This is a genomic window from Acinetobacter portensis (assembly GCF_010646905.1).
Classification (GTDB): Bacteria; Pseudomonadota; Gammaproteobacteria; order Pseudomonadales; family Moraxellaceae; genus Acinetobacter; species Acinetobacter portensis.
Genome location: NZ_JAAARQ010000002.1, coordinates 2,732,382 through 2,757,560, shown reverse-complemented (window position 1 = coordinate 2,757,560; position 25,179 = coordinate 2,732,382). Strand labels below are relative to the sequence as shown.

Sequence of the window (25,179 nt, the reverse complement as noted above, 5' to 3'; positions counted from 1 at the left end):
CAATCCTCTCAAGAATGTGAACCGTACCGGGTTTGTCGGAGACTTTTTATTTAAGTTAGGCCACCTGACCTAACGGGTTAATCTTATCATAGTACATTGCTTCAAAATCAAAAGGCGATACATAACCTAGTGCACTGTGTACACGCTTTTTGTTGAACCAATCTACCCAGTTTAGTGTCGCAAGTTGTACATCCGCTAAACCTTGCCAATCTGCTTTTAAATATTCAATCACCTCTGTTTTGTATAAGCCATTCACCGTTTCAGCCAAAGCATTATCGTATGAGTCACCCGTTGTACCGACTGAAGCTCGTAAATTTGCTGCTTCTAAACGATTGGTATAGCGAATGGAAAGATATTGAACACCTCTATCGGAATGATGAATCACATTCTTTGGCATGCCTCGGTCATGCAATGCTTGCTCCAATGCATCCAGGACCATGTCTGTATTCATACGTATTGATACTTTCCATCCAACAATTGCTCGTGAGAACACATCAATAATAAAGGCGGTATAGACCCAGCCTGAATGAGTTTGAATATACGGGTGAGTAGACCAAGGGAATTTCACCCTTAGCCCCTCGCAGAACCGGACGTGAACCTCTCAGCTCATCCGGCTCCCATTATCCAACCGATGGTAAACATCCCATTTTCCAGTGCACAAAGGCATTTGGAAAATCACGCGCAAGTCGCCCTAAGGCATATCTAGCCCGTCTTTTATGACGGGCCAAGTTTTTATACTTACGCCTCATCCAGCGTATAAGATAAGCATTCATGTGTTGCCAGATCGCTGACATTGCTGAACCATGGAATCGACCATAGTATTGCTGCCAAACTTGAAGAATTGGATTGAATATTGCAGATAAATCACTTAATTCGCGATTACACATCAGATGTAGATGCCATTTCCGAATAGTCTGTCGCATTGTTTTAAGTGCATCACGACTGACTGCAGGAGAGAAATTTACATAAACTCTTTTATACTTGTCCACAGCCTTACGGGGCCTAAACGTGTACCCGAGAAAAGTAAATTGAACATCGGGATATGCTTTACGACGATTAATATCTTGGCAATAAACAATCTTTGTCTTGTCTGGATGCAATTCGAGACCACATTCACGAAATCGTGCATCGATCTTTTGTAAAACAAGTTTGGCTTGAGATAAACTCCGACAATGAATTACGCCATCATCTGCATAACGGCAGAACCGTACACTTTGAAGATGTTTCGTAATCCACATATCAAAAGCATAATGCATAAATAAATTCGCCAATAAAGGACTCACAACACCACCTTGTGGTGTGCCGCGATTCCTTTCTAAAAGATGGCCATTTATGTGTTGCATTGGTGCTTTTAACCAACGTTGCACATATAAAAGAATCCATGGAATTTCACAGTGTTTCTTGAGTGCACGCATGAGTAAATCATGGTCGATGTTATCAAAGAGACCTTTGATATCAAATTCCACAACCCAGTCATAATCCCAACTTCGTCTCCTCACTATCGCAATTGCATCATGGGCAGAACGCCCCGGACGATATCCATATGAGTTTGGATGAAATAATGGATCAATTTTCGGCTCTAATAAGAGCTTAACTGCTGTTTGCGCGACTCGATCTGCAACTGTTGGAATACCTAGTATACGCACGCCACCTGACTTCTTTGGAATCGGAACAGCCTTAACTGGCGGTGGAAAATAACTGCCAGAACAAAGTCGATTCCATAGTTTGTATAGGTTGTTCTTTAAATGCTTTTCGAATTGCTCAATAGATTCATGATCAACGCCTGGAGCGCCACCATTCTCTTTGACTTTCTTAAATGCCTCCCAGATTAACGCTTTAGGAATGTTAAATGGTTTGGTCATAAAGTTTTGCTCCTCCTGCTTGCACAGTTGACAAATCCGTAGACCTGGATAATGCAACCCCTTCGCTCCATTACCATTACAGTAACTTCAACACTACTACGAGTTGCTCCGCCCCTTGGTGACGCATTGCTATTATCAGCCTTGCCTTTTGAGCTTGTGCCTTTCGCTTGACATCGCCACCGAAGGTTCCCGCAGTTCAACGTAAGAGCCTGAATTAGGATCGCGCTGCCTCTACGCCGGACACCGAATGGCCCGTAAGCAGGTAACGGCCAAACTAATCGCGGGGTAACTTCCATCCCCGGTTTTGATGTCATTTGAGTACTTTCGACACTTGAACGGCAGTTCACTGTTGTTCGCCTTCCTAATTCTTACCTGACATCTCTACGATGCCTTTTCCATAACGCTCACGACCGGGACTTTTGATCCAAGCCGCTTATGGTGGTTTGCTACCTGCTCCTGCAAGCCGATAGCGAGGGGCCATACCCTCATCTCTTACGCCGCTTGCTGCGGCACACTAAAGTCAGCGACCCACAGCTGATCTGGATGATCAGCACTAAAATTACGTTTCACTAAATCATCTGCTCTTTTTTGATCATCTCGGTTACGGGTGGTTTGTTTATTCTTACCACGCCAAACACCTTGTATACCTAGCTTTTGCATCAATCGAGCAACTGTACAGCGTGCAATAACATAGCCTTCACGTTTCAGTTGTTGCCAGACCTTACGCACACCATATCGACCTGAACTTTCTTTCCAAATTCGTTTAATTTGTTCAGCATGATGCAGGTCATGCAGATCCCGTTTCGCTCGATGTTCTGGATTTACTGTGAGATCTAAAGTCCGGTAATAGGTTGAAGGGGCAATCGGTAAAATCTTACAAATCGCCTCAACACCATATAGCGCCTTATTGCTATGGATGAAATCCACCATTATTTGTGTGGGCGGTCGAGCTCCGCCTGGGCGAAAAAAGCGGCTGCTTTACGTAGAATTTCATTGGCACGCTTTAATTCTTTAATTTCACGTTCCATTTGCTTCATTTTTTCTTGATCAGATATCTGTTGTACTTTAATAGGATTTTGCTGATCTAAATGCTTTTGATGCCAGGCACGAAGTGTTTCAGGAGTACAACCAATCTTAGGCGCAATTGCTGTGATTGCAGCCCAAGTAGAAGGATAATCTTTTTCAGATTCAATCAATAATTGAACCGCTCTTTCTCTGATTTCAGGGGCATATTTTAATTTTGTCATCGGGATAGTCTCTCAGAATATTGAGTCTCCGACAAACCCGGTACGGTTCAATGTTCTAGGAAAAAAGACTATCTATAACAAACATTATAGACTTTACACCGATCTATTCTTTCAAAGAATTCTTTGCAGGCTGAATCATTTATTAAGCTCTTGCCATTTTTTTAAGAGCTCTGATTCTTCTTCCTCTACAGTTTTTTCACCATTTAATATTCTTCTTAATCTTAAATTTGAATTTTTTCGACAAGCTTTGACTACTTCTTCTGGAAATGCTTGCCGAACATTCGCTTGCGCACTTAACCATGCACTTCTAATTTTCTTTTGTTCAAGAGTTAAGTTTTCAAATTTACATTTTGCTTGATATAACCATTCTTTTACATGATCGGATTGTTCTTGTGGTAAAAGCTTTATGGCTTTCTCAAGTAGTTCATAAACACGTTTTTTTTTATCAGTATCTTCTGGCATATAGTCATCAAAATCATGTAATGAAATATATCTAAATAGTTTACTGCCATTTAGTTCTATAGCCAAAAAAGCTTCTGCAATAATTTTATCGGCAATTGCTCTAGCATGTGTGGCAGCAAAAACTGTGGGTGAAAAAATTGGAATTCCCATTGTCCGTAAGATTTCGCTAGCTTCAAATACTCCCTCTTCACCTAAATATACATTTGTATCAAATAAAGCAATTTTTCCCTCTCCCATAATATGGAAGGAACTTAAATTAGAATCAGGATGCCATGTCTCATGTACATGCCAATCACCTGTTAAAAATTCATAGTCATTGATATTTAAAGCTCTCATACCACTTATGTAGAGTTGCTTTGAAAATTGTATTTTTGCTAGTTCGTCATAGAGCATATCCTTTCACCATTTTTAGTTTATATATTTAAAAACATACACATAGATCTAAGTTAACCCAAGAAATTTTCGTTTTTCACTTGTTAATTTACTTATATTAATATCTAACCCACTTGGCCCGAAGATATTTAAAAGTATTTTTTGTTGTAAATTCTCTAACTGATTTTCAAGTTCATTATAATTAGTAATACAGTCAGCGTAAGCTGCTTTATAGCCAGAAATCCGAGAATCTATAGCATTTCCTAAGTTTGCTAACTTTATATTATTATCTAAAAGCTGTTGAATTGAACCTAATTGCAGGAGCTCAGTTCTTATTGCATCTATCTGCTGCTTGGTTAGAATCAACTCATAATCTGCACCTGATCTTTTGGTACTTAATCCTAATCCCAAGAACTCAACTGTTTCATTCGGTTTATAAATAACAGTTTTTGAGTTTTTCTCTTCTAAATGTGGAATAGTTAAGTCTAATTTTTTCAATTTTTCACGACAAAAATTGTCTATTAATAGGCATTCCGCCTCTGTTTTTGCAAAAAAAAATTAAATCATCCGCATATCTAACTGCTTTAAGGCCTGTAGCTTTAATTTCATTATCGAATGATTCTAAAAATAAATTAGCAAAAAATGGAGATAACGGCATGCCTTGTCGAATACCAAGGCCTCTTTGAATACCAAGTTTTTTAATTCTTTTTTCTTGCGCCAGCGACGTTGTCTGTACTTCTCGACTTACAGCTAAGAATAAAAGTTTATGGAGAGAGCGATGTTTAATAAAAGACTTTATTTTCTCAATCAATTTTTCACGATCGATATTATCAAAAAAAGCTGAAATGTCTGTTTTATACACCCATTGATGTGTTTTTCTGAGCATACAGGCTTGAAGAGCTGCATCCTTAACAGTCTTTTGACTTATAAAACCATAACTAATCCCATTATCAAATTTTTTATGATAATACTGATTTAGTACAAGTAGTAAGGCACGTTGGACAATTCGATCTTCAATTGTTGGAACACAAATTAGTCTAAATTTTCCATTCGGTTTTGGAATCAAAAAAGGATGTAAGTTGTTAAAATTATAATTTCCCTCAACTAGTTTTCGGGAAATTGACCTTAATCTATTTTTCTTATCTAAATTGAAGTCATTTAAACTGAAGTTATCTAAATCTAAAGAGTTTTTAGATTGTCTTTTAGCATTTGCCCAAATATGGACCCATGCTTGTTCAAGATTTGAAAACTCAGCAACCTGAGCTAAACAAGTTTTATTTTTCTTAATCATTTTAACTCTTGTCGCAAACGTCTTAACCCTAGGGTTTGCGCTAAAAGGAAAGGAATGACCGCCCCACTCTCCACGTCATGCGCGAATGAATAGGCCAGAGACACGCCTGTGACACATGACCAACTAGTGACCTTGGTATCACATTGCCGCTTGGATACGTGCAGCGCAACTCGCAAAGATGGAAGTTGAAAGCTACATTTTGAATATTTTGAGTTACTTCTTTAATTTTCAAGGGTAAAAATAAATTTTATAAGAAATATGGCTATTAAATTTTACTGAAGATTACTACGTTCATGCTAAAGACTTGAAGAGTCATGCATATTATTAACTATTTGTTTTAAGTAATAAGATTTCGCTTTTTAATTTTATAAGTTCCCCCTATAGCAATTTTTGGGGCTGGATCTGGGTTGCGTCCAGACAAATGTTTAATTAAGTTGGGATTGCTATTGTGAATGATGCTGGGCCGATTTTTTGAAGTAATAGCCCGCCTAGCAAACCTCCTCCGGCAACAGCCAAATTAAAGACAGTAACTAACATGGATTGAGCAACATCAGCATCTTCACCGACAGTACCAGCAATTGCTGTTTGCACAAAGTTGGAGCACCACCTAATGCTATTAGAATAGCAACAACAGCAAAGCCTACTAAACTTAACAAAGTTAATTAGCGTAATGATCTCTCAACCCAAATCCCAATGATTGAGGATACGTCAGATAATAAAATACTGGGTCCACCCGGTCACCAAGACCTACTGAGGTGAAATAAAGGTATACAAAACATTATGTGCAAGTATCCATAAGAAGATTACTGCTAATACAGAGCGAACACCTCGATGTAAAAAAATCTCTTTGATTGACTGGCGTTTTTCTGCAATTTGTACAGGAATGTTTGGAATTGCAACTCTAATCCAGATTAATAGAAGTAAATCGAATAGAGAAATGATCCAAAATACACCTCTCCAATTCTTAAGTACTTCACTTTCTTAACTTAAGTATGTATCTTTAAAAGAACAATATATACAAATTTTTAGATAAATAATTTAGAAAATTGGGGTAATTGAATGCCAACTGTTTATTCACAAATCCAGAATGCAAGTAATGTTATTTCACAGAATATTGAAGTACTTACAGAACAAAGAGAAATACTTTCTCAAAATATTCTCTCCCAGCTACGGAACTTAATAGAAGGTGTAGCAGTTCTAATAGAGACACAATCACCAAATACAGAATTTAATTACCATGTTATTGAGTCTGGATTATCCTTTGTTAAAGGAAAATCAAAGTATAATTTTATTGGTAGGTTTCATAAATTAATCCAGATTAGTTCTTCTCATTATACATTGGATGGTGATTCATCTGAAAGATTAATGCTGAAGTATTATGAATATTTATATCGAATACGAAGTTTATTACTACATATTTTCAATATTTCAATATTACCCAATCTAGAATTATTCCCTGTTGATCTAGATCCATCTCTACATGAGTATCACGAAAAAATTGCAAATAAAATAAATAGTAAAGATCGAAAAAACTATAATAGTGAAAGATACTATATTCACAAGACCCGTCCTTTTTTTATGGGAGGTAATATTTATTATGAGGTCACATTCTTTCGAGCTATCAATAAAGTTAACAAACACGATCGAATAATTGCCTTTACAAGTATAGATATATCTAAAAATTACGCATGTCTTTTAACTCTACAAAACACCTCTATTGAAGTGCTAGGATATCATATGCCAATTATTATTATCCGAAACTGGCAAATAGCAATTAGACAATGTGAATTCAATAATTATGCAAAATTATTGGGGTTTCAAATACAAGTTAACACGAAATCAAATGAATATAAGTTCTTAATGAGTTGGCTCACTGAAAGATCATGTAGTTTACTAGAACTAATTGATAAAGAGGAGGAAATATATTCAAATATTAAATATTTTTCAGTAGACAACGATCTAAACAACATTCAAATATTTAAAATTTTAGATAGGATTAGATATTTAAGTGAGAATAAATTTTCAGGTCACAATGTTCTTAGATATCTGCTTTTAAAAATGAATAATCAAACTATCAAGGCACAATATGATTCTAGAGGCTGCTCACCTCTTTCTAATCTAAAGCTTTCATATAGTTGCATCCCGTTTGAAGAAATGCCTTTTTGCACATCATTAAAAGGACATAATCCTAAATTAAGAGATTTAATAGAATGTATTACCTCAGAGGAAAGAAATCAGGAGTTTTTAGCTAGACGCATAAAAAACAATATTGAACAAAATGGTATTCTTTATACATCCTTAGCAGAATTAGAACATTTTAAGTTACCCCAAGAACTAATTGATAAGTATAACAATCAGCTCTATCACTCACACAAAGAAAATAGAAAGTTAGTTTTTGATAAAGGGCACATATTCATCAATCAGTATGAGAGCGATACTTATAAGATTATAAGAAAACTACAAAGCTATTCTGATTCAGGCATAGCTGGATACTCTCATGCTGTAGGAATCTGGTTAAATTCACCTTTAATAACAATTGATGATCCACTTAAAATTAGTGCTATAAAACAATTATTTAGCGAATCTAGAGTAGCTATAATTTATGGGGCAGCAGGTACAGGTAAATCTACTATGGTTGACCATGTGGCACATTATTTTAATGACAAGCAAAAACTTTTTCTTGCTCATACAAATCCTGCTATAGATAACCTGAAACGAAAAATAAGTGCCCAAAACTCAGAATTTCGTACTATTAAAAGTCATATTAGCAGATATAACTCTACCGAATATGATCTTATGGTTATTGATGAATGTAGTACGGTAAGTAATACTGACATCTTAAATGTTTTAGAAAAAACCTCTTGTAAATTAATAGTTCTTGTTGGAGATACATATCAAATTAAATCAATACAATTTGGCAATTGGTTTAATATAATTAAGTCATTTATCCCTAAAAAATCTATATTTGAACTAACTACCCCTTATAGAACATCTAATCAAAATTTATTAAATTTTTGGAATAAAGTTAGGTATATTGAAGATGATATTGCTGAAACAATGGTACGTAATAACTATACGACAATATTAGATAATGCATTGTTTGAAAAAAAATTTGAAGATGAAATTATCCTCTGTCTTAACTATGATGGGTTGTATGGGATAAATAATATTAATCGTTTTCTTCAATGTAGTAATCAAGGGAAAGCCGTTACTTGGGGAGTGTCTACTTATAAAGTGGGTGACCCAATATTATTTTCAGAAACAGAAAGATTTAAACCAGTGATCTATAACAATCTTAAAGGAAAAATTATAGATATTATTGAAATTACTGGCGGCATTCAATTTGAAGTAGAACTAGATAGATCTCTAGATGAATCGAGTGTTTGGGGCACCGAACTGGTTTGGATAAGAGATTCAATTGTTAGCTTTTTTGTTCTCAATTCACTTTCTAGTGACGAAGATGATGATTCTTCGTATTCTACTATTCCCTTCCAAGTAGCTTATGCTGTTTCTATCCATAAAGCTCAAGGACTCGAATATGATTCAGTCAAGGTGGTAATTACTGATGCTAATGAAAATGAAATAAATCATAGTATTTTTTATACAGCTATTACCAGAGCTCGTGAACATTTGAAAATTTATTGGACTCCCGAAACTCAACAAAATATTTTAAAGGAACTTTCTATAAATTCTAATTCAAAAGACACCCATCTTCTTGCAAGTCGAAAAAATTTAAAACCTGTAAATTAAAGTAATGGACTTTACAAAAAAGCCTCCAGTTCTAAATTCCTAGTTAAATAACCTTAGCAATTAATGTAAATCGTAAAAGGCCAAAGATATTGTCTATGCAGACTTAGCAGGTGAGCATGAAGAACAAGCTAAAAATATTATCGCAGTATTAACAATCTAAGTTATATAAGAGGAAGTATTATGACATCGGTAATCCTCCCATAAATAACCGAAGTTAAAAGTAGAGGTTAAGCAGCCATTAGAGGTGGCCTTCCTTTGTTTGCTTGGTGTGGTCTTTCATAGTTGTAATGCCACAGCCAACTCGTTGCATAATCTTGTACTTCTTCCAGTGTGTCAAATAGATGCTTGCTTAGCTAGCTATAACGTATAGTCCGATTATAACGTTCAATATACGCATTCTGCTGTGGCTTACCTGGTTGAATATATTCAATACGAATACCTTGTTCAGTTGCCTAGCGTACAAATTCATGACTGATAAACTCCGGGCCTGAGCAACACTGTTGCGCAAGACACCGAATAACTAGAGCCTGTAAATTATTTATAGACTCAAAACTATCTTTCTCTTAAAGCCTCTTGCGCTTTATTCAATGGTTTTATTAGATAATCTAAAATCGTTTTCTCCCCTGTTTTAATATCGACTGTTGCAACCATGCCAGGAGTAATACTGAATTGTTTGCCTGCTTTATTCATCAATTTTCCTGAATCCGTTCGAATATACACTCGATAATAAAATTGATCTTGCTTAACTTCATCTCTCAATGTGTCTGGTGAAATAATTGAAACTTTTCCTTTCAACCCACCATAAATAGAATAATCATAGGCAGTGATCTTCACGAGTGCATCTTGCCCAGGATGAATAAAAGCAATATCTCGCGGTGAAATACGTGCCTCAACCAAAAGTTGTTCATCCAGCGGAACAATTGTCATCAACTTGCCATTTTGAGAAATCACTCCGCCAATAGTCATAACATCAATTTCTTTAATAATCCCTCGTACAGGTGATTTAAAAAGAGTACGATTTAAAGAGTCTGATTTACCTTTTACGACTTGTAATTGCGTTTCGATATCTGTGTTGGCTTTTGCCAACTCTTCTCGAGCTTTTACCAAATATTGATTTCTCACATCATTCATTTGATTGCGCAAATCTGTTGCTTGGCGCTTGAGCCGCAATACTTCGACCTCACTAGCTGCACCTTTCGCTACTAATGGTTCAGTCATTTGCAGCTCTTCTTCAACTAAAATAAGTGCTTGTTGTAAACCTGACAAAGATTCTTCTAGATTAGATCGTCGTGAATGATAGAGTGCTGTTTCTTCTTCAACTAAATCTCGCTCTTTAAGTACTTCACTCGGAAATTTTAAACTAGTTCCATTAACTTCTGCACGTAGTCGCGCTGCTGTTGCTTGTGATGCTAGTAGTAAGGATGCAGATTCACCAACATTTGATGCAAAGCGAGTTGGGTCAAGTTGAGCAAGTACCTGCCCTTCTTGTACGATTTGTCCTTCATGCACATAAAGCTTTGTTAAAATTCCACCTTCAAGAGACTGTACTACTTGCTCTTTAGAAGATGGAATAACTTTGCCAATTCCTGTTGAAACTTCTTCAAGTTTAAAAAGCCATGCCCAGATGAGTAATGACAAAAGACCAATACAAATAATCCAGATAAATAAGCTAGCTCTCGGTAATGCAGGTTCTAATTCTTTAGCCTTTACAGTATCACTTTTTATATATTTTCTAATCATGATGCTGTACTCGCTATATTGGTTTGAGTATTACCTAATACTTGCTCTTTAGGACCATCCATAACAATTTTTCCATCATGTACTACAATAATTCGATCCACCAACTCAAGTACTGCTCGACGATGCGTTGCAATGACCAAAGTTTTTTGTCCTAACCAGCCCTTAAGGTTCTCAATCAATTGTTTTTCAGAAACGTCATCTATCGCGGCTGTAGGCTCATCAAGCAATAAAATATTTGGTTGGCGAAGTAATAATCGAGACAAAAGTAAAGCTTGACGCTGGCCACCAGAAAAACCGACACCACCTTCTAAAATTTGATGATCTAAACCTTCTTTCTTATCTAATACAAAGCTTAATGCCCCTGTGAGCTTGAGCACATTTAAAAGCTCTTGGTCAGTCGCCAAAGGTGAACCTAATGTTAAATTTTCACGTACAGAACCAAAAAACAAATGTGCATTTTGATTGAGTAAGCCCATATCTCGACGTACATCCGTTGGATCAATTAACCCCAAGTCAACCCCTTCTAATTTGATTTTCCCTTGAACAGGTTCCTGCATCCCTGATAGCAACTGTAATAGCGTTGATTTACCTGCACCATTACGACCTAAAATCGCAATTTTCTCACCCGCTTGAATTTCAAGTTTAGGAATGATGAGAGTAGGTTTTGCATCGTTTTCACTATATTTGAAGACAATATTATTAAGTTCATAATGTCCATTCAAAACAGGTCTATGAATTAAATGTGCATTTGGTGCTTGGTCAACTGGTTTCTTCATAAGCTCATCTAAACTTGTCTTAGCAACTTTAGCTTGTTGAAAACGCCCTAGAACTCCTGAAATCTGTGCAATTGGTCCAAGCATGCGCGATGATAAAATTGAACAAGCAACTAATGCACCTGTAGTCATTTCCCCTTTCATCACAGCAAAACATCCAACAAGGACGACAAGCGCAAAAGTAAGCCCTTGCACTTTCTGAGTCCACGCCCCCATAATTCCAACTAATTTCCGCTGGCGCATTGAAATATCTGCAGCAGCTTCATTCATGTGATTCCATTGGTTCTGAAATCGAGATTCCGCTCGCAATAACTTAATATCTTCTATACCTTGAACAGCTTCCACCAGTGTTGCATTGCGAATAGCACCTTCACGCATTCCTTCAGATGCTAATTTTGCCAATGGCTTTTGAATCAAAATTCCAGGAATAATCATTAAAGGTACAACCAAAACCATTACCCAAAACAGATTGCCACCGATCAGCCAAAAAATTGCCAAAAACAAAAAGAAGAAAGGCAAATCTGCAATCGCTGAAATGGTTGTAGAAGTGACTAATTCACGAACACCTTCTAATTCACGTATTTGCGAAATAAACGTACCTGTGGATTTGGATCGCTCTTTATTTTTAATTCTTAAAGCATGACCAAATACCTTATCTGAGATTTTTAGATCTGCACGTTTTCCGATAATGTCTGATAAATAAATACGTGCGACTCGTAAACAAAATTCAAATATTGCTGCAATGAGTACACCACCGGCTAATACCCATAAAGTTGGAACAGACTGTGCAGGAATAACTCGATCATAAACATTCATTGAAAATAAAATTGTCGCCAAGGCAAGGATATTGGCCATTAATGATGCAAACATCACATCCAAATAGCGCTTCCAATCTCTTAGTACAATCGTCCAAAACCAGTTCTGCTCATATGGTTTAATATACTCATCAATACGGACATCAGGAATTGATTTCTCAGGTCTTAAAATATAAACATTGTTCACATTTTCTTTTAATAACTCTACAGTAAGTACTTGTGCTAATCCCTGATCACCACTGAACTGAATATTCGCATTCCCATTGGCATCGAGTTGATTCAATACGCCAACTTGCCCATCTCTCATTTGAATAAGAAGTGGTAAACGCCACGGATTCAAAATATCTTCACTAAATTCAGTTTTTCTTAGACTCATCCCGATCTGACGGCTCACCAAAATCAAAATATCATCAAGTGACTGGCTCGGATTCCAATCGAGTTGCAAGCGTAAACGCTCTTCAGATGGTTCGATACGATAATGTTTTGCAATTGCTAGAACGGCTTGAAGCCATGGCTGATAATTCATAGTTTTGCTCATGGTAAAATTTCAAACCCTTGAATAGAAGTATTATTTAGTTGATAAAATGCTCTTGAAGCACCAGTAACATAGATATACTGAATTAGGGCCGCGTAAATATCATATCTTGCATTTTCAATTTCCTGTGCGGCAGCATGAATTGCTTGTTCAGAATTCAATAAATCCACCACTGTGCGGGTGCCTAATTTATATTGTTCTTGATACAACTCTTTTGTCCGTGCCGTGGTTTCTTTTCTTAAAGCTAGAACATCCATTTGCTTTTGCTTATTTTCGACCTGCACACGAATGAGCTGTACCTGATCCAAAACATCTAAATAAACTGTGTTAACTGCTGCTTTTGCTGCTTCTTCCGCATAATTAGCAGAACGGAGTTTTGATCGGGTTGCCCCGCCTTGGAAAAAGTTGCTATTCGCTTCCAACATGACAGAGCTATAAAAACCATCATCTTCATTATTATTTGGGTTTTTCCCATTCAAAGCTTGATTTAAGCTACCTTTAATATTAATTGTTGGATATGTACTTAGTTTTGTTTGTTCTTTTTGAAATTTGGCAATTTGTACTGCTGCCTGAGCTGCTATCATCTTAGGAAGATGCGTAAATTCAGGGTCATTGTATAAACCTGCATTACGAATAATAGTATTTGGAATCCTCATCTTTAAATGGGACACATCATAGCCCAGCAGCATTTGTAACTTTTGCTGATACTGCTTTAACTGCGTTTCTTGTATGAGTAAATTTGACTGCGCCGCTTCTAAATTTGACTGTGCCTGAATCGGATCTGCCTGACTACTAATACCCGCTTTAGCCCGTAAATTAGCGATTTCTGCAATTCGAGCAATTCCTTTGATTTGTTGATTAGCAATACGAACGATTTCTTGATAACGGTTAATATTGACCATCGCATTCGCTGTTTGATATGCAATATCATCAATGCTATTTAATGTATTTGCTTGTTCTCGTAATAACTTCGCTTCTTCTATATTGATATCGCTTTTGATTTTTCCAAAATCATATAAAACCTGTGTCGCTGATAAACTGTAAAGCTGTCTTCCCCGTTCGCCAGTCGTTAAATCAGCTGTACTAATACCACCAGAGATTTGAGGAAAATATTGTGCTTTCGCCGCATCAATGTTTGCACCTTGGCCTGCAATAGTAGCAATACTCTGAGTGATTTCAGGTCGACGCTGTAGCGCTTGATGAATTGCATCAAAAAGTGTTAGCTCAGCTTCAGAGTTAATGCTTATATTTTCCATACCTTTAAGTTGTGGTTGAATACCACTCGATTTGATAACTGGCAAAGTATCTTGCGCTGTCTGCTCACCCCATGAGTATTTACTTAGTTCTTGAATACTCACTTGATTCAAATCTGCAGGTTGCGACGAAAAAAACTGTTCGATGTTTGCTTTAGCTGAGTCTAAATAATTTTTTGGTTTTGCTGCATAAATAGGCGTTATTGGTGCACAAAACGGAAGAAATAGCACAAGCCATATCTTTGATTTTATAAAATTCATGATTTAAGCATCTTGGTAAATTCATACCGTGGGAGTTTTCAAATGCTGTGTCATAGCATTAAATGAGTACTGTAATTGCAGCCATTTTCATTGCAAATTTTTATCTATCTTTGTCCAAAGTTAACTTAAGATAAATTCAAATTTAAAACGAATGAAAGGAGCGTTATGTTTGACATAACGCTCCTTGTGAAGGATTAGCCTAAAACCAATCCATCACTTAGCGATTAGCCAATGATGATTTGGTTATTAATTAAATCCTGTAATTCCGATGCGGTTTTACCTTCAATAATTAACAAATCTGCCCAATCATGGGTTGTACCACCAGTTGCATCAGCAGCACCATCACGGTCGACTTTCAATACTGCTTTGCCGTTTACATCTTCAACTTTAATGTATTCAGAAATATTCGACTTATCAGCAAGTAGACCTTCAAAGAAATCTGCACCAAACTCAATTTTGTCATTAGCTGCATAATCAACCCATGTATCTGTGCCATTTCCACCTTTTGCATCCGCAGCATTGAGAACATCATACATAATGGTGTCATCACCTCGTCCAGTTGAGATAATGTCATTGCCTGAACCACCATAAATAATGTCATTTCCAGCACCAGCAATAATAATGTCGTCGCCCGAACCACCATAAATGGTGTCATTACCACCTTTTGTTGCTGGATCAGCAGCATCAGCAGCAATAAAGTCTCGATAATTAGCTTTTACAAAATCATAGATTTGTTGCTGTGTTGGTTCTGCTCCACCTGTTTCTGTCGCTTTTAAATGTGCAATTAGTTTCGAATAACCTGAATACTTTGGATATTGCAGAGAATCTAGACCTGTAATCCAATCTGTATTCATGGCATCACCAAACAGAATGTCATCGCCCGCACCACCTTTGACAACATCATTTCCAACATCAGCTGGAATAAAGTTTTCAGATCCACCGATAAGATAAGCGATCAATTTGCTTGCATCAGCAATGGCTTGTGCCGAACCAAAATTACTATTACCATTCCATGTATCAGTAATTTTATCACCATTCACATTAGTGTTATCGTAACGTGAGACTGTCTCATTACTTACAGAAGAACTCACTCCGACAGCAAAAACTTTACTAGTTTCAGCTAATGGTTTGAATGCATTATCTAGTGTTGTCTGATCCGTATTTGGCTCCCCATCAGTAATGTAATAGGTCTGGTTTTCATAACCATTTGACTTAATATCAGTTGAATTAAACCAATCTGTAGCTTCTTTAAAGCTTAGCTCTGGATTAGTACCTCCACCTGCTGTTAATCCATCTCCAGCACCACCTTTACCACTACCAATATGCTCAAAAATTTCATCAATATTATCAGTAGTAATATTTAAGAAAACTTTATCCCATTGAGGGTCGTTACCCACGCCATTATTTGCGGAGAATGTAGATATCTGTAGATTAATCACCCCATCATGATCTGCCATTTGCGTTATAAAAGCTTTTAATCCAGCTTTAGCAATTTCCAAACGTGACAACATTCCATTTGGAAGCACCCCTGTCGGACTGTAATCATCCTGACCAGTTATTGGATTTTTAGGTCTTGTACCATCCATTCCAAAGTACATGCTTCCAGACAAATCTAGAACTATCGAAACATTATAATTAGCGCCTGCTACAAAGTTGGTTTTTAAACCTCCTGTATCACCTGCAAGTACATCATTACCAGAGGTTCCTATTAGACTATCATTACCATTTGTAGTTACTTCAGTAATTGGCTTTTTGGTATCCTCATTGTCACTAACTGGTTTACCATTGTTATCAAATGAATCAGCTTTTACATTAATTTGATCTGTCAGGCTTGTTAAATCCTCAGGTAATTGAGCTTCATAGCTACCATCTGGCTTAACTACTGTCGTTACTGTTACTGGTTTTCCTGTTACTGGGTCATTAATTTGACTACCGGTATGATCTTTGAAGGTCAGAACAACATCACTGCCTACTGGCACATCAGTAGTTTGGCCTTTTACCACTCCATCTTCATTAATTTCGGTAATCTCTAACAATCCATCAACGCGATCTAGGCCGCCTTGGTCTGGTGTGCTTGGATCATTGTCATGATCAGTCTTGCCTTCAACCGCATCTGTTGCTGGACCTACAGGCTTACCATTACGGTCTGTTGTATTCGCCTCAACATCAACGGATGAACCGTCTGCAATTTCTGCTGGCACATCTGCTTTATAGCTACCGTCTGGCTGAACAATTGCTTCAACATCTTTCGATACTGGCTGGCCGTCTTTGTCAAAGCCTTCAACAGTAATAATTACTTTCTCGCCAGGCTTAACATCTTCGGTTGTACCCGTGATCTTGCCTTTGTTGTCAACTTCAACCGTGATCTTGCCATCAACGCGATCTAGGCCGCCTTGGTCTGGTGTGCTTGGATCATTGTCATGATCAGTCTTGCCTTCAACCGCATCTGTTGCTGGACCTACAGGCTTACCATTACGGTCTGTTGTATTCGCCTCAACATCAACGGATGAACCGTCTGCAATTTCTGCTGGCACATCTGCTTTATAGCTACCGTCTGGCTGAACAATCGCTTCAACATCTTTCGATACTGGCTGGCCGTCTTTGTCAAAGCCTTCAACAGTAATAATTACTTTCTCGCCAGGCTTAACATCTTCGGTTGTACCCGTGATCTTGCCTTTGTTGTCAACTTCAACCGTGATCTTGCCATCAACGCGATCTAGGCCGCCTTGGTCTGGTGTGCTTGGATCATTGTCATGATCAGTCTTGCCTTCAACCGCATCTGTTGCTGGACCTACAGGCTTACCATTACGGTCTGTTGTATTCGCCTCAACATCAACGGATGAACCGTCTGCAATTTCTGCTGGCACATCTGCTTTATAGCTACCGTCTGGCTGAACAATCGCTTCAACATCTTTCGATACTGGCTGGCCGTCTTTGTCAAAGCCTTCAACAGTAATAATTACTTTCTCGCCAGGCTTAACATCTTCGGTTGTACCCGTGATCTTGCCTTTGTTGTCAACTTCAACCGTGATCTTGCCATCAACGCGATCTAGGCCGCCTTGGTCTGGTGTGCTTGGATCATTGTCATGATCAGTCTTGCCTTCAACCGCATCTGTTGCTGGACCTACAGGCTTACCATTACGGTCTGTTGTATTCGCCTCAACATCAACGGATGAACCGTCTGCAATTTCTGCTGGCACATCTGCTTTATAGCTACCGTCTGGCTGAACAATTGCTTCAACATCTTTCGATACTGGCTGGCCGTCTTTGTCAAAGCCTTCAACAGTAATAATTACTTTCTCGCCAGGCTTAACATCTTCGGTTGTACCCGTGATCTTGCCTTTGTTGTCAACTTCAACCGTGATCTTGCCATCAACGCGATCTAGGCCGCCTTGGTCTGGTGTGCTTGGATCATTGTCATGATCAGTCTTGCCTTCAACCGCATCTGTTGCTGGACCTACAGGCTTACCATTACGGTCTGTTGTATTCGCCTCAACATCAACGGATGAACCGTCTGCAATTTCTGCTGGCACATCTGCTTTATAGCTACCGTCTGGCTGAACAATCGCTTCAACATCTTTCGATACTGGCTGGCCGTCTTTGTCAAAGCCTTCAACAGTAATAATTACTTTCTCGCCAGGCTTAACATCTTCGGTTGTACCCGTGATCTTGCCTTTGTTGTCAACTTCAACCGTGATCTTGCCATCAACGCGATCTAGGCCGCCTTGGTCTGGTGTGCTTGGATCATTGTCATGATCAGTCTTGCCTTCAACCGCATCTGTTGCTGGACCTACAGGCTTACCATTACGGTCTGTTGTATTCGCCTCAACATCAACGGATGAACCGTCTGCAATTTCTGCTGGCACATCTGCTTTATAGCTACCGTCTGGCTGAACAATCGCTTCAACATCTTTCGATACTGGCTGGCCGTCTTTGTCAAAGCCTTCAACAGTAATAATTACTTTCTCGCCAGGCTTAACATCTTCGGTTGTACCCGTGATCTTGCCTTTGTTGTCAACTTCAACCGTGATCTTGCCATCAACGCGATCTAGGCCGCCTTGGTCTGGTGTGCTTGGATCATTGTCATGATCAGTCTTGCCTTCAACCGCATCTGTTGCTGGACCTACAGGCTTACCATTACGGTCTGTTGTATTCGCCTCAACATCAACGGATGAACCGTCTGCAATTTCTGCTGGCACATCTGCTTTATAGCTACCGTCTGGCTGAACAATTGCTTCAACATCTTTCGATACTGGCTGGCCGTCTTTGTCAAAGCCTTCAACAGTAATAATTACTTTCTCGCCAGGCTTAACATCTTCGGTTGTACCCGTGATCTTGCCTTTGTTGTCAACTTCAACCGTGATCTTGCCATCAACGCGATCTAGGCCGCCTTGGTCTGGTGTGCTTGGATCATTGTCATGATCAGTCTTGCCTTCAACCGCATCTGTTGCTGGACCTACAGGCTTACCATTACGGTCTGTTGTATTCGCCTCAACATCAACGGATGAACCGTCTGCAATTTCTGCTGGCACATCTGCTTTATAGCTACCGTCTGGCTGAACAATTGCTTCAACATCTTTCGATACTGGCTGGCCGTCTTTGTCAAAGCCTTCAACAGTAATAATTACTTTCTCGCCAGGCTTAACATCTTCGGTTGTACCCGTGATCTTGCCTTTGTTGTCAACTTCAACCGTGATCTTGCCATCAACGCGATCTAGGCCGCCTTGGTCTGGTGTGCTTGGATCATTGTCATGATCAGTCTTGCCTTCAACCGCATCTGTTGCTGGACCTACAGGCTTACCATTACGGTCTGTTGTATTCGCCTCAACATCAACGGATGAACCGTCTGCAATTTCTGCTGGCACATCTGCTTTATAGCTACCGTCTGGCTGAACAATCGCTTCAACATCTTTCGATACTGGCTGGCCGTCTTTGTCAAAGCCTTCAACAGTAATAATTACTTTCTCGCCAGGCTTAACATCTTCGGTTGTACCCGTGATCTTGCCTTTGTTGTCAACTTCAACCGTGATCTTGCCATCAACGCGATCTAGGCCGCCTTGGTCTGGTGTGCTTGGATCATTGTCATGATCAGTCTTGCCTTCAACCGCATCTGTTGCTGGACCTACAGGCTTACCATTACGGTCTGTTGTATTCGCCTCAACATCAACGGATGAACCGTCTGCAATTTCTGCTGGCACATCTGCTTTATAGCTACCGTCTGGCTGAACAATTGCTTCAACATCTTTCGATACTGGCTGGCCGTCTTTGTCAAAGCCTTCAACAGTAATAATTACTTTCTCGCCAGGCTTAACATCTTCGGTTGTACCCGTGATCTTGCCTTTGTTGTCAACTTCAACCGTGATCTTGCCATCAACGCGATCTAGGCCGCCTTGGTCTGGTGTGCTTGGATCATTGTCATGATCAGTCTTGCCTTCAACCGCATCTGTTGCTGGACCTACAGGCTTACCATTACGGTCTGTTGTATTCGCCTCAACATCAACGGATGAACCGTCTGCAATTTCTGCTGGCACATCTGCTTTATAGCTACCGTCTGGCTGAACAATTGCTTCAACATCTTTCGATACTGGCTGGCCGTCTTTGTCAAAGCCTTCAACAGTAATAATTACTTTCTCGCCAGGCTTAACATCTTCGGTTGTACCCGTGATCTTGCCTTTGTTGTCAACTTCAACCGTGATCTTGCCATCAACGCGATCTAGGCCGCCTTGGTCTGGTGTGCTTGGATCATTGTCATGATCAGTCTTGCCTTCAACCGCATCTGTTGCTGGACCTACAGGCTTACCATTACGGTCTGTTGTATTCGCCTCAACATCAACGGATGAACCGTCTGCAATTTCTGCTGGCACATCTGCTTTATAGCTACCGTCTGGCTGAACAATTGCTTCAACATCTTTCGATACTGGCTGGCCGTCTTTGTCAAAGCCTTCAACAGTAATAATTACTTTCTCGCCAGGCTTAACATCTTCGGTTGTACCCGTGATCTTGCCTTTGTTGTCAACTTCAACCGTGATCTTGCCATCAACGCGATCTAGGCCGCCTTGGTCTGGTGTGCTTGGATCATTGTCATGATCAGTCTTGCCTTCAACCGCATCTGTTGCTGGACCTACAGGCTTACCATTACGGTCTGTTGTATTCGCCTCAACATCAACGGATGAACCGTCTGCAATTTCTGCTGGCACATCTGCTTTATAGCTACCGTCTGGCTGAACAATCGCTTCAACATCTTTCGATACTGGCTGGCCGTCTTTGTCAAAGCCTTCAACAGTAATAATTACTTTCTCGCCAGGCTTAACATCTTCGGTTGTACCCGTGATCTTGCCTTTGTTGTCAACTTCAACCGTGATCTTGCCATCAACGCGATCTAGGCCGCCTTGGTCTGGTGTGCTTGGATCATTGTCATGATCAGTCTTGCCTTCAACCGCATCTGTTGCTGGACCTACAGGCTTACCATTACGGTCTGTTGTATTCGCCTCAACATCAACGGATGAACCGTCTGCAATTTCTGCTGGCACATCTGCTTTATAGCTACCGTCTGGCTGAACAATTGCTTCAACATCTTTCGATACTGGCTGGCCGTCTTTGTCAAAGCCTTCAACAGTAATAATTACTTTCTCGCCAGGCTTAACATCTTCGGTTGTACCCGTGATCTTGCCTTTGTTGTCAACTTCAACCGTGATCTTGCCATCAACGCGATCTAGGCCGCCTTGGTCTGGTGTGCTTGGATCATTGTCATGATCAGTCTTGCCTTCAACCGCATCTGTTGCTGGACCTACAGGCTTACCATTACGGTCTGTTGTATTCGCCTCAACATCAACGGATGAACCGTCTGCAATTTCTGCTGGCACATCTGCTTTATAGCTACCGTCTGGCTGAACAATCGCTTCAACATCTTTCGATACTGGCTGGCCGTCTTTGTCAAAGCCTTCAACAGTAATAATTACTTTCTCGCCAGGCTTAACATCTTCGGTTGTACCCGTGATCTTGCCTTTGTTGTCAACTTCAACCGTGATCTTGCCATCAACGCGATCTAGGCCGCCTTGGTCTGGTGTGCTTGGATCATTGTCATGATCAGTCTTGCCTTCAACCGCATCTGTTGCTGGACCTACAGGCTTACCATTACGGTCTGTTGTATTCGCCTCAACATCAACGGATGAACCGTCTGCAATTTCTGCTGGCACATCTGCTTTATAGCTACCGTCTGGCTGAACAATTGCTTCAACATCTTTCGATACTGGCTGGCCGTCTTTGTCAAAGCCTTCAACAGTAATAATTACTTTCTCGCCAGGCTTAACATCTTCGGTTGTACCCGTGATCTTGCCTTTGTTGTCAACTTCAACCGTGATCTTGCCATCAACGCGATCTAGGCCGCCTTGGTCTGGTGTGCTTGGATCATTGTCATGATCAGTCTTGCCTTCAACCGCATCTGTTGCTGGACCTACAGGCTTACCATTACGGTCTGTTGTATTCGCCTCAACATCAACGGATGAACCGTCTGCAATTTCTGCTGGCACATCTGCTTTATAGCTACCGTCTGGCTGAACAATTGCTTCAACATCTTTCGATACTGGCTGGCCGTCTTTGTCAAAGCCTTCAACAGTAATAATTACTTTCTCGCCAGGCTTAACATCTTCGGTTGTACCCGTGATCTTGCCTTTGTTGTCAACTTCAACCGTGATCTTGCCATCAACGCGATCTAGGCCGCCTTGGTCTGGTGTGCTTGGATCATTGTCATGATCAGTCTTGCCTTCAACCGCATCTGTTGCTGGACCTACAGGCTTACCATTACGGTCTGTTGTATTCGCCTCAACATCAACGGATGAACCGTCTGCAATTTCTGCTGGCACATCTGCTTTATAGCTACCGTCTGGCTGAACAATCGCTTCAACATCTTTCGATACTGGCTGGCCGTCTTTGTCAAAGCCTTCAACAGTAATAATTACTTTCTCGCCAGGCTTAACATCTTCGGTTGTACCCGTGATCTTGCCTTTGTTGTCAACTTCAACCGTGATCTTGCCATCAACGCGATCTAGGCCGCCTTGGTCTGGTGTGCTTGGATCATTGTCATGATCAGTCTTGCCTTCAACCGCATCTGTTGCTGGACCTACAGGCTTACCATTACGGTCTGTTGTATTCGCCTCAACATCAACGGATGAACCGTCTGCAATTTCTGCTGGCACATCTGCTTTATAGCTACCGTCTGGCTGAACAATTGCTTCAACATCTTTCGATACTGGCTGGCCGTCTTTGTCAAAGCCTTCAACAGTAATAATTACTTTCTCGCCAGGCTTAACATCTTCGGTTGTACCCGTGATCTTGCCTTTGTTGTCAACTTCAACCGTGATCTTGCCATCAACGCGATCTAGGCCGCCTTGGTCTGGTGTGCTTGGATCATTGTCATGATCAGTCTTGCCTTCAACCGCATCTGTTGCTGGACCTACAGGCTTACCATTACGGTCTGTTGTATTCGCCTCAACATCAACGGATGAACCGTCTGCAATTTCTGCTGGCACATCTGCTTTATAGCTACCGTCTGGCTGAACAATCGCTTCAACATCTTTCGATACTGGCTGGCCGTCTTTGTCAAAGCCTTCAACAGTAATAATTACTTTCTCGCCAGGCTTAACATCTTCGGTTGTACCCGTGATCTTGCCTTTGTTGTCAACTTCAACCGTGATCTTGCCATCAACGCGATCTAGGCCGCCTTGGTCTGGTGTGCTTGGATCATTGTCATGATCAGTCTTGCCTTCAACCGCATCTGTTGCTGGACCTACAGGCTTACCATTACGGTCTGTTGTATTCGCCTCAACATCAACGGATGAACCGTCTGCAATTTCTGCTGGCACATCTGCTTTATAGCTACCGTCTGGCTGAACAATTGCTTCAACATCTTTCGATACTGGCTGGCCGTCTTTGTCAAAGCCTTCAACAGTAATAATTACTTTCTCGCCAGGCTTAACATCTTCGGTTGTACCCGTGATCTTGCCTTTGTTGTCAACTTCAACCGTGATCTTGCCATCAACGCGATCTAGGCCGCCTTGGTCTGGTGTGCTTGGATCATTGTCATGATCAGTCTTGCCTTCAACCGCATCTGTTGCTGGACCTACAGGCTTACCATTACGGTCTGTTGTATTCGCCTCAACATCAACGGATGAACCGTCTGCAATTTCTGCTGGCACATCTGCTTTATAGCTACCGTCTGGCTGAACAATTGCTTCAACATCTTTCGATACTGGCTGGCCGTCTTTGTCAAAGCCTTCAACAGTAATAATTACTTTCTCGCCAGGCTTAACATCTTCGGTTGTACCCGTGATCTTGCCTTTGTTGTCAACTTCAACCGTGATCTTGCCATCAACGCGATCTAGGCCGCCTTGGTCTGGTGTGCTTGGATCATTGTCATGATCAGTCTTGCCTTCAACCGCATCTGTTGCTGGACCTACAGGCTTACCATTACGGTCTGTTGTATTCGCCTCAACATCAACGGATGAACCGTCTGCAATTTCTGCTGGCACATCTGCTTTATAGCTACCGTCTGGCTGAACAATCGCTTCAACATCTTTCGATACTGGCTGGCCGTCTTTGTCAAAGCCTTCAACAGTAATAATTACTTTCTCGCCAGGCTTAACATCTTCGGTTGTACCCGTGATCTTGCCTTTGTTGTCAACTTCAACCGTGATCTTGCCATCAACGCGATCTAGGCCGCCTTGGTCTGGTGTGCTTGGATCATTGTCATGATCAGTCTTGCCTTCAACCGCATCTGTTGCTGGACCTACAGGCTTACCATTACGGTCTGTTGTATTCGCCTCAACATCAACGGATGAACCGTCTGCAATTTCTGCTGGCACATCTGCTTTATAGCTACCGTCTGGCTGAACAATTGCTTCAACATCTTTCGATACTGGCTGGCCGTCTTTGTCAAAGCCTTCAACAGTAATAATTACTTTCTCGCCAGGCTTAACATCTTCGGTTGTACCCGTGATCTTGCCTTTGTTGTCAACTTCAACCGTGATCTTGCCATCAACGCGATCTAGGCCTTCGCTTTCATCACCTGGAGTTGCTGGATCATCAGTTTTGCCTGTGCCCAATTTGTCTTCTGCAGTGATCGTATTGCCATTGCGATCAATAACTTCAGACTCAACAACTAAGTCACCATCTGCAAAATTTGGTGGCACATCCGTTACGTAATTGCCATCCTTATCAACTTTAACAATATCTTGATATTCAATATTATTCCCATCTTTATCTTTGCCGCTAATAGTAATTTTAACGTCAGTACCTTCAGGGATATTCTCTGTTTTACCTGTAACTGTACCATCTGTATTTACTTTAAGCGTATTAGTGCCATTCGGGATCGAATCTGTCTTATCCTTGTCATTGTGGTCAATAATCGCCGCAGCACCACCAACTACAGCAGCGCCGACCAACCAAGGTAACAATCCAACAAGTTTACTGCCTTCAACAGCAGGCAATAATGCTTCTAATCCTGGAATGCCTTTAAAACCCGATACGCCATCAAACCAATATAGAACACACCCATCTTCTTCAAAAACCAAATCTGAAGCGACATCGTCATATGTTATAAAAAAATTCTCAATAACAACAACTTCACCATTTTTTAACTTAAGCACTAAGTTATTGCCATCACGGATAAATTCGTCGACGTCATCACGGCTCATTTTAGTATGAACAATAGAAGCTTCGGTTAATGTAATCTGTGTCGCATTTACTGTAGACTTATTTAATGAGTCTTTCTCAATTACAATAAAATTAGTCATATTTTTACCCAAAAAATTATATTCTTTT

At 40.1% G+C, this 25,179-nt stretch carries 10 protein-coding genes, 3 pseudogenes and 1 other annotated feature; of the genes and pseudogenes, 1 reads left to right on the top strand and 12 read right to left on the bottom strand.

Annotated elements, in window-relative coordinates:
• Nucleotides 1-55: 55 nt before the first annotated feature.
• From GTK57_RS12990 to GTK57_RS14730, 7 genes and pseudogenes are all read right to left on the bottom strand, one after another.
• Nucleotides 56-541: pseudogene (locus tag GTK57_RS12990) on the bottom strand (IS3 family transposase); the annotation flags it as partial.
• Nucleotides 542-620: 79 nt separating this feature from the next.
• Nucleotides 621-1,862 carry a group II intron reverse transcriptase/maturase gene (ltrA, locus tag GTK57_RS12985; protein ID WP_163123931.1) on the bottom strand — a complete coding sequence of 414 codons (1,242 nt, stop codon included), beginning with the start codon at nucleotides 1,860-1,862 and terminating at the stop codon, nucleotides 621-623.
• 504 nt (nucleotides 1,863-2,366) lie between these two features.
• A pseudogene (locus GTK57_RS12980) lies at nucleotides 2,367-3,109 on the bottom strand (IS3 family transposase); the annotation flags it as partial.
• Nucleotides 2,718-2,834 (bottom strand) — a sequence feature (AL1L pseudoknot). (Overlaps the previous pseudogene by 117 nt.)
• Before the next feature lie 135 nt (nucleotides 3,110-3,244).
• Nucleotides 3,245-3,964 carry a hypothetical protein gene (locus GTK57_RS12975; protein WP_163123928.1) on the bottom strand — a complete coding sequence of 240 codons (720 nt, stop codon included), beginning with the start codon at nucleotides 3,962-3,964 and terminating at the stop codon, nucleotides 3,245-3,247.
• Nucleotides 3,965-4,012: 48 nt separating this feature from the next.
• Nucleotides 4,013-4,441 carry a hypothetical protein gene (locus tag GTK57_RS14740; protein WP_228720324.1) on the bottom strand — a complete coding sequence of 143 codons (429 nt, stop codon included), beginning with the start codon at nucleotides 4,439-4,441 and terminating at the stop codon, nucleotides 4,013-4,015.
• A 4-nt stretch (nucleotides 4,442-4,445) separates the two neighbouring features.
• Nucleotides 4,446-5,234 (bottom strand): reverse transcriptase domain-containing protein, encoded by a 789-nt coding sequence (locus GTK57_RS14735; protein ID WP_228720323.1) that lies wholly within the window; start codon nucleotides 5,232-5,234, stop codon nucleotides 4,446-4,448.
• A 429-nt stretch (nucleotides 5,235-5,663) separates the two neighbouring features.
• Nucleotides 5,664-5,825, bottom strand: a complete 162-nt coding sequence (locus GTK57_RS14730; protein ID WP_228720322.1) for a hypothetical protein — start codon at nucleotides 5,823-5,825, stop codon at nucleotides 5,664-5,666.
• Between the two features lie 468 nt (nucleotides 5,826-6,293).
• Here GTK57_RS14730 and GTK57_RS12960 point away from each other — a divergent pair, with 468 nt between their 5' ends.
• Nucleotides 6,294-8,984: an ATP-dependent DNA helicase gene (locus tag GTK57_RS12960; RefSeq protein WP_163123925.1), complete on the top strand. Its 2,691-nt coding sequence runs from the start codon at nucleotides 6,294-6,296 to the stop codon at nucleotides 8,982-8,984.
• Nucleotides 8,985-9,211: 227 nt separating this feature from the next.
• On the opposite strand, the pseudogene GTK57_RS12955 reads toward GTK57_RS12960, so the two are convergent.
• The 5 genes and pseudogenes from GTK57_RS12955 to GTK57_RS12935 form a co-directional block, all read right to left on the bottom strand.
• A pseudogene (locus tag GTK57_RS12955) lies at nucleotides 9,212-9,481 on the bottom strand (integrase core domain-containing protein); the annotation flags it as partial.
• Between the two features lie 55 nt (nucleotides 9,482-9,536).
• The gene (locus GTK57_RS12950; RefSeq protein WP_163123922.1) at nucleotides 9,537-10,724 is read right to left on the bottom strand and encodes an HlyD family type I secretion periplasmic adaptor subunit; all 1,188 of its coding nucleotides are present in this window, start codon (nucleotides 10,722-10,724) and stop codon (nucleotides 9,537-9,539) included.
• Nucleotides 10,721-12,850: a type I secretion system permease/ATPase gene (locus GTK57_RS12945; RefSeq protein WP_163123920.1), complete on the bottom strand. Its 2,130-nt coding sequence runs from the start codon at nucleotides 12,848-12,850 to the stop codon at nucleotides 10,721-10,723. Before GTK57_RS12945 ends, GTK57_RS12950 begins: the two co-directional genes overlap by 4 nt.
• Nucleotides 12,847-14,361, bottom strand: a complete 1,515-nt coding sequence (locus GTK57_RS12940) for a TolC family outer membrane protein (RefSeq protein ID WP_163123917.1) — start codon at nucleotides 14,359-14,361, stop codon at nucleotides 12,847-12,849. The genes GTK57_RS12945 and GTK57_RS12940 overlap by 4 nt, the downstream gene beginning before the upstream one ends.
• A 224-nt stretch (nucleotides 14,362-14,585) precedes the next feature.
• The gene (locus GTK57_RS12935; protein WP_163120764.1) at nucleotides 14,586-25,151 is read right to left on the bottom strand and encodes a BapA/Bap/LapF family prefix-like domain-containing protein; all 10,566 of its coding nucleotides are present in this window, start codon (nucleotides 25,149-25,151) and stop codon (nucleotides 14,586-14,588) included.
• Nucleotides 25,152-25,179 lie beyond the last annotated feature (28 nt).

Bases quoted from the DNA above. Each gene is read 5' to 3' on its own strand.
- ltrA (WP_163123931.1), bottom strand. From the start codon at position 1,862: ATGACCAAACCATTTAACATTCCTAAAGCGTTAATCTGGGAGGCATTT.
- GTK57_RS12975 (WP_163123928.1), bottom strand. From the start codon at position 3,964: ATGCTCTATGACGAACTAGCAAAAATACAATTTTCAAAGCAACTCTAC.
- GTK57_RS14735 (WP_228720323.1), bottom strand. From the start codon at position 5,234: ATGATTAAGAAAAATAAAACTTGTTTAGCTCAGGTTGCTGAGTTTTCA.
- GTK57_RS12960 (WP_163123925.1), top strand. From the start codon at position 6,294: ATGCCAACTGTTTATTCACAAATCCAGAATGCAAGTAATGTTATTTCA.
- GTK57_RS12950 (WP_163123922.1), bottom strand. From the start codon at position 10,724: ATGATTAGAAAATATATAAAAAGTGATACTGTAAAGGCTAAAGAATTA.
- GTK57_RS12945 (WP_163123920.1), bottom strand. From the start codon at position 12,850: ATGAGCAAAACTATGAATTATCAGCCATGGCTTCAAGCCGTTCTAGCA.
- GTK57_RS12940 (WP_163123917.1), bottom strand. From the start codon at position 14,361: ATGAATTTTATAAAATCAAAGATATGGCTTGTGCTATTTCTTCCGTTT.
- GTK57_RS12935 (WP_163120764.1), bottom strand. From the start codon at position 25,151: ATGACTAATTTTATTGTAATTGAGAAAGACTCATTAAATAAGTCTACA.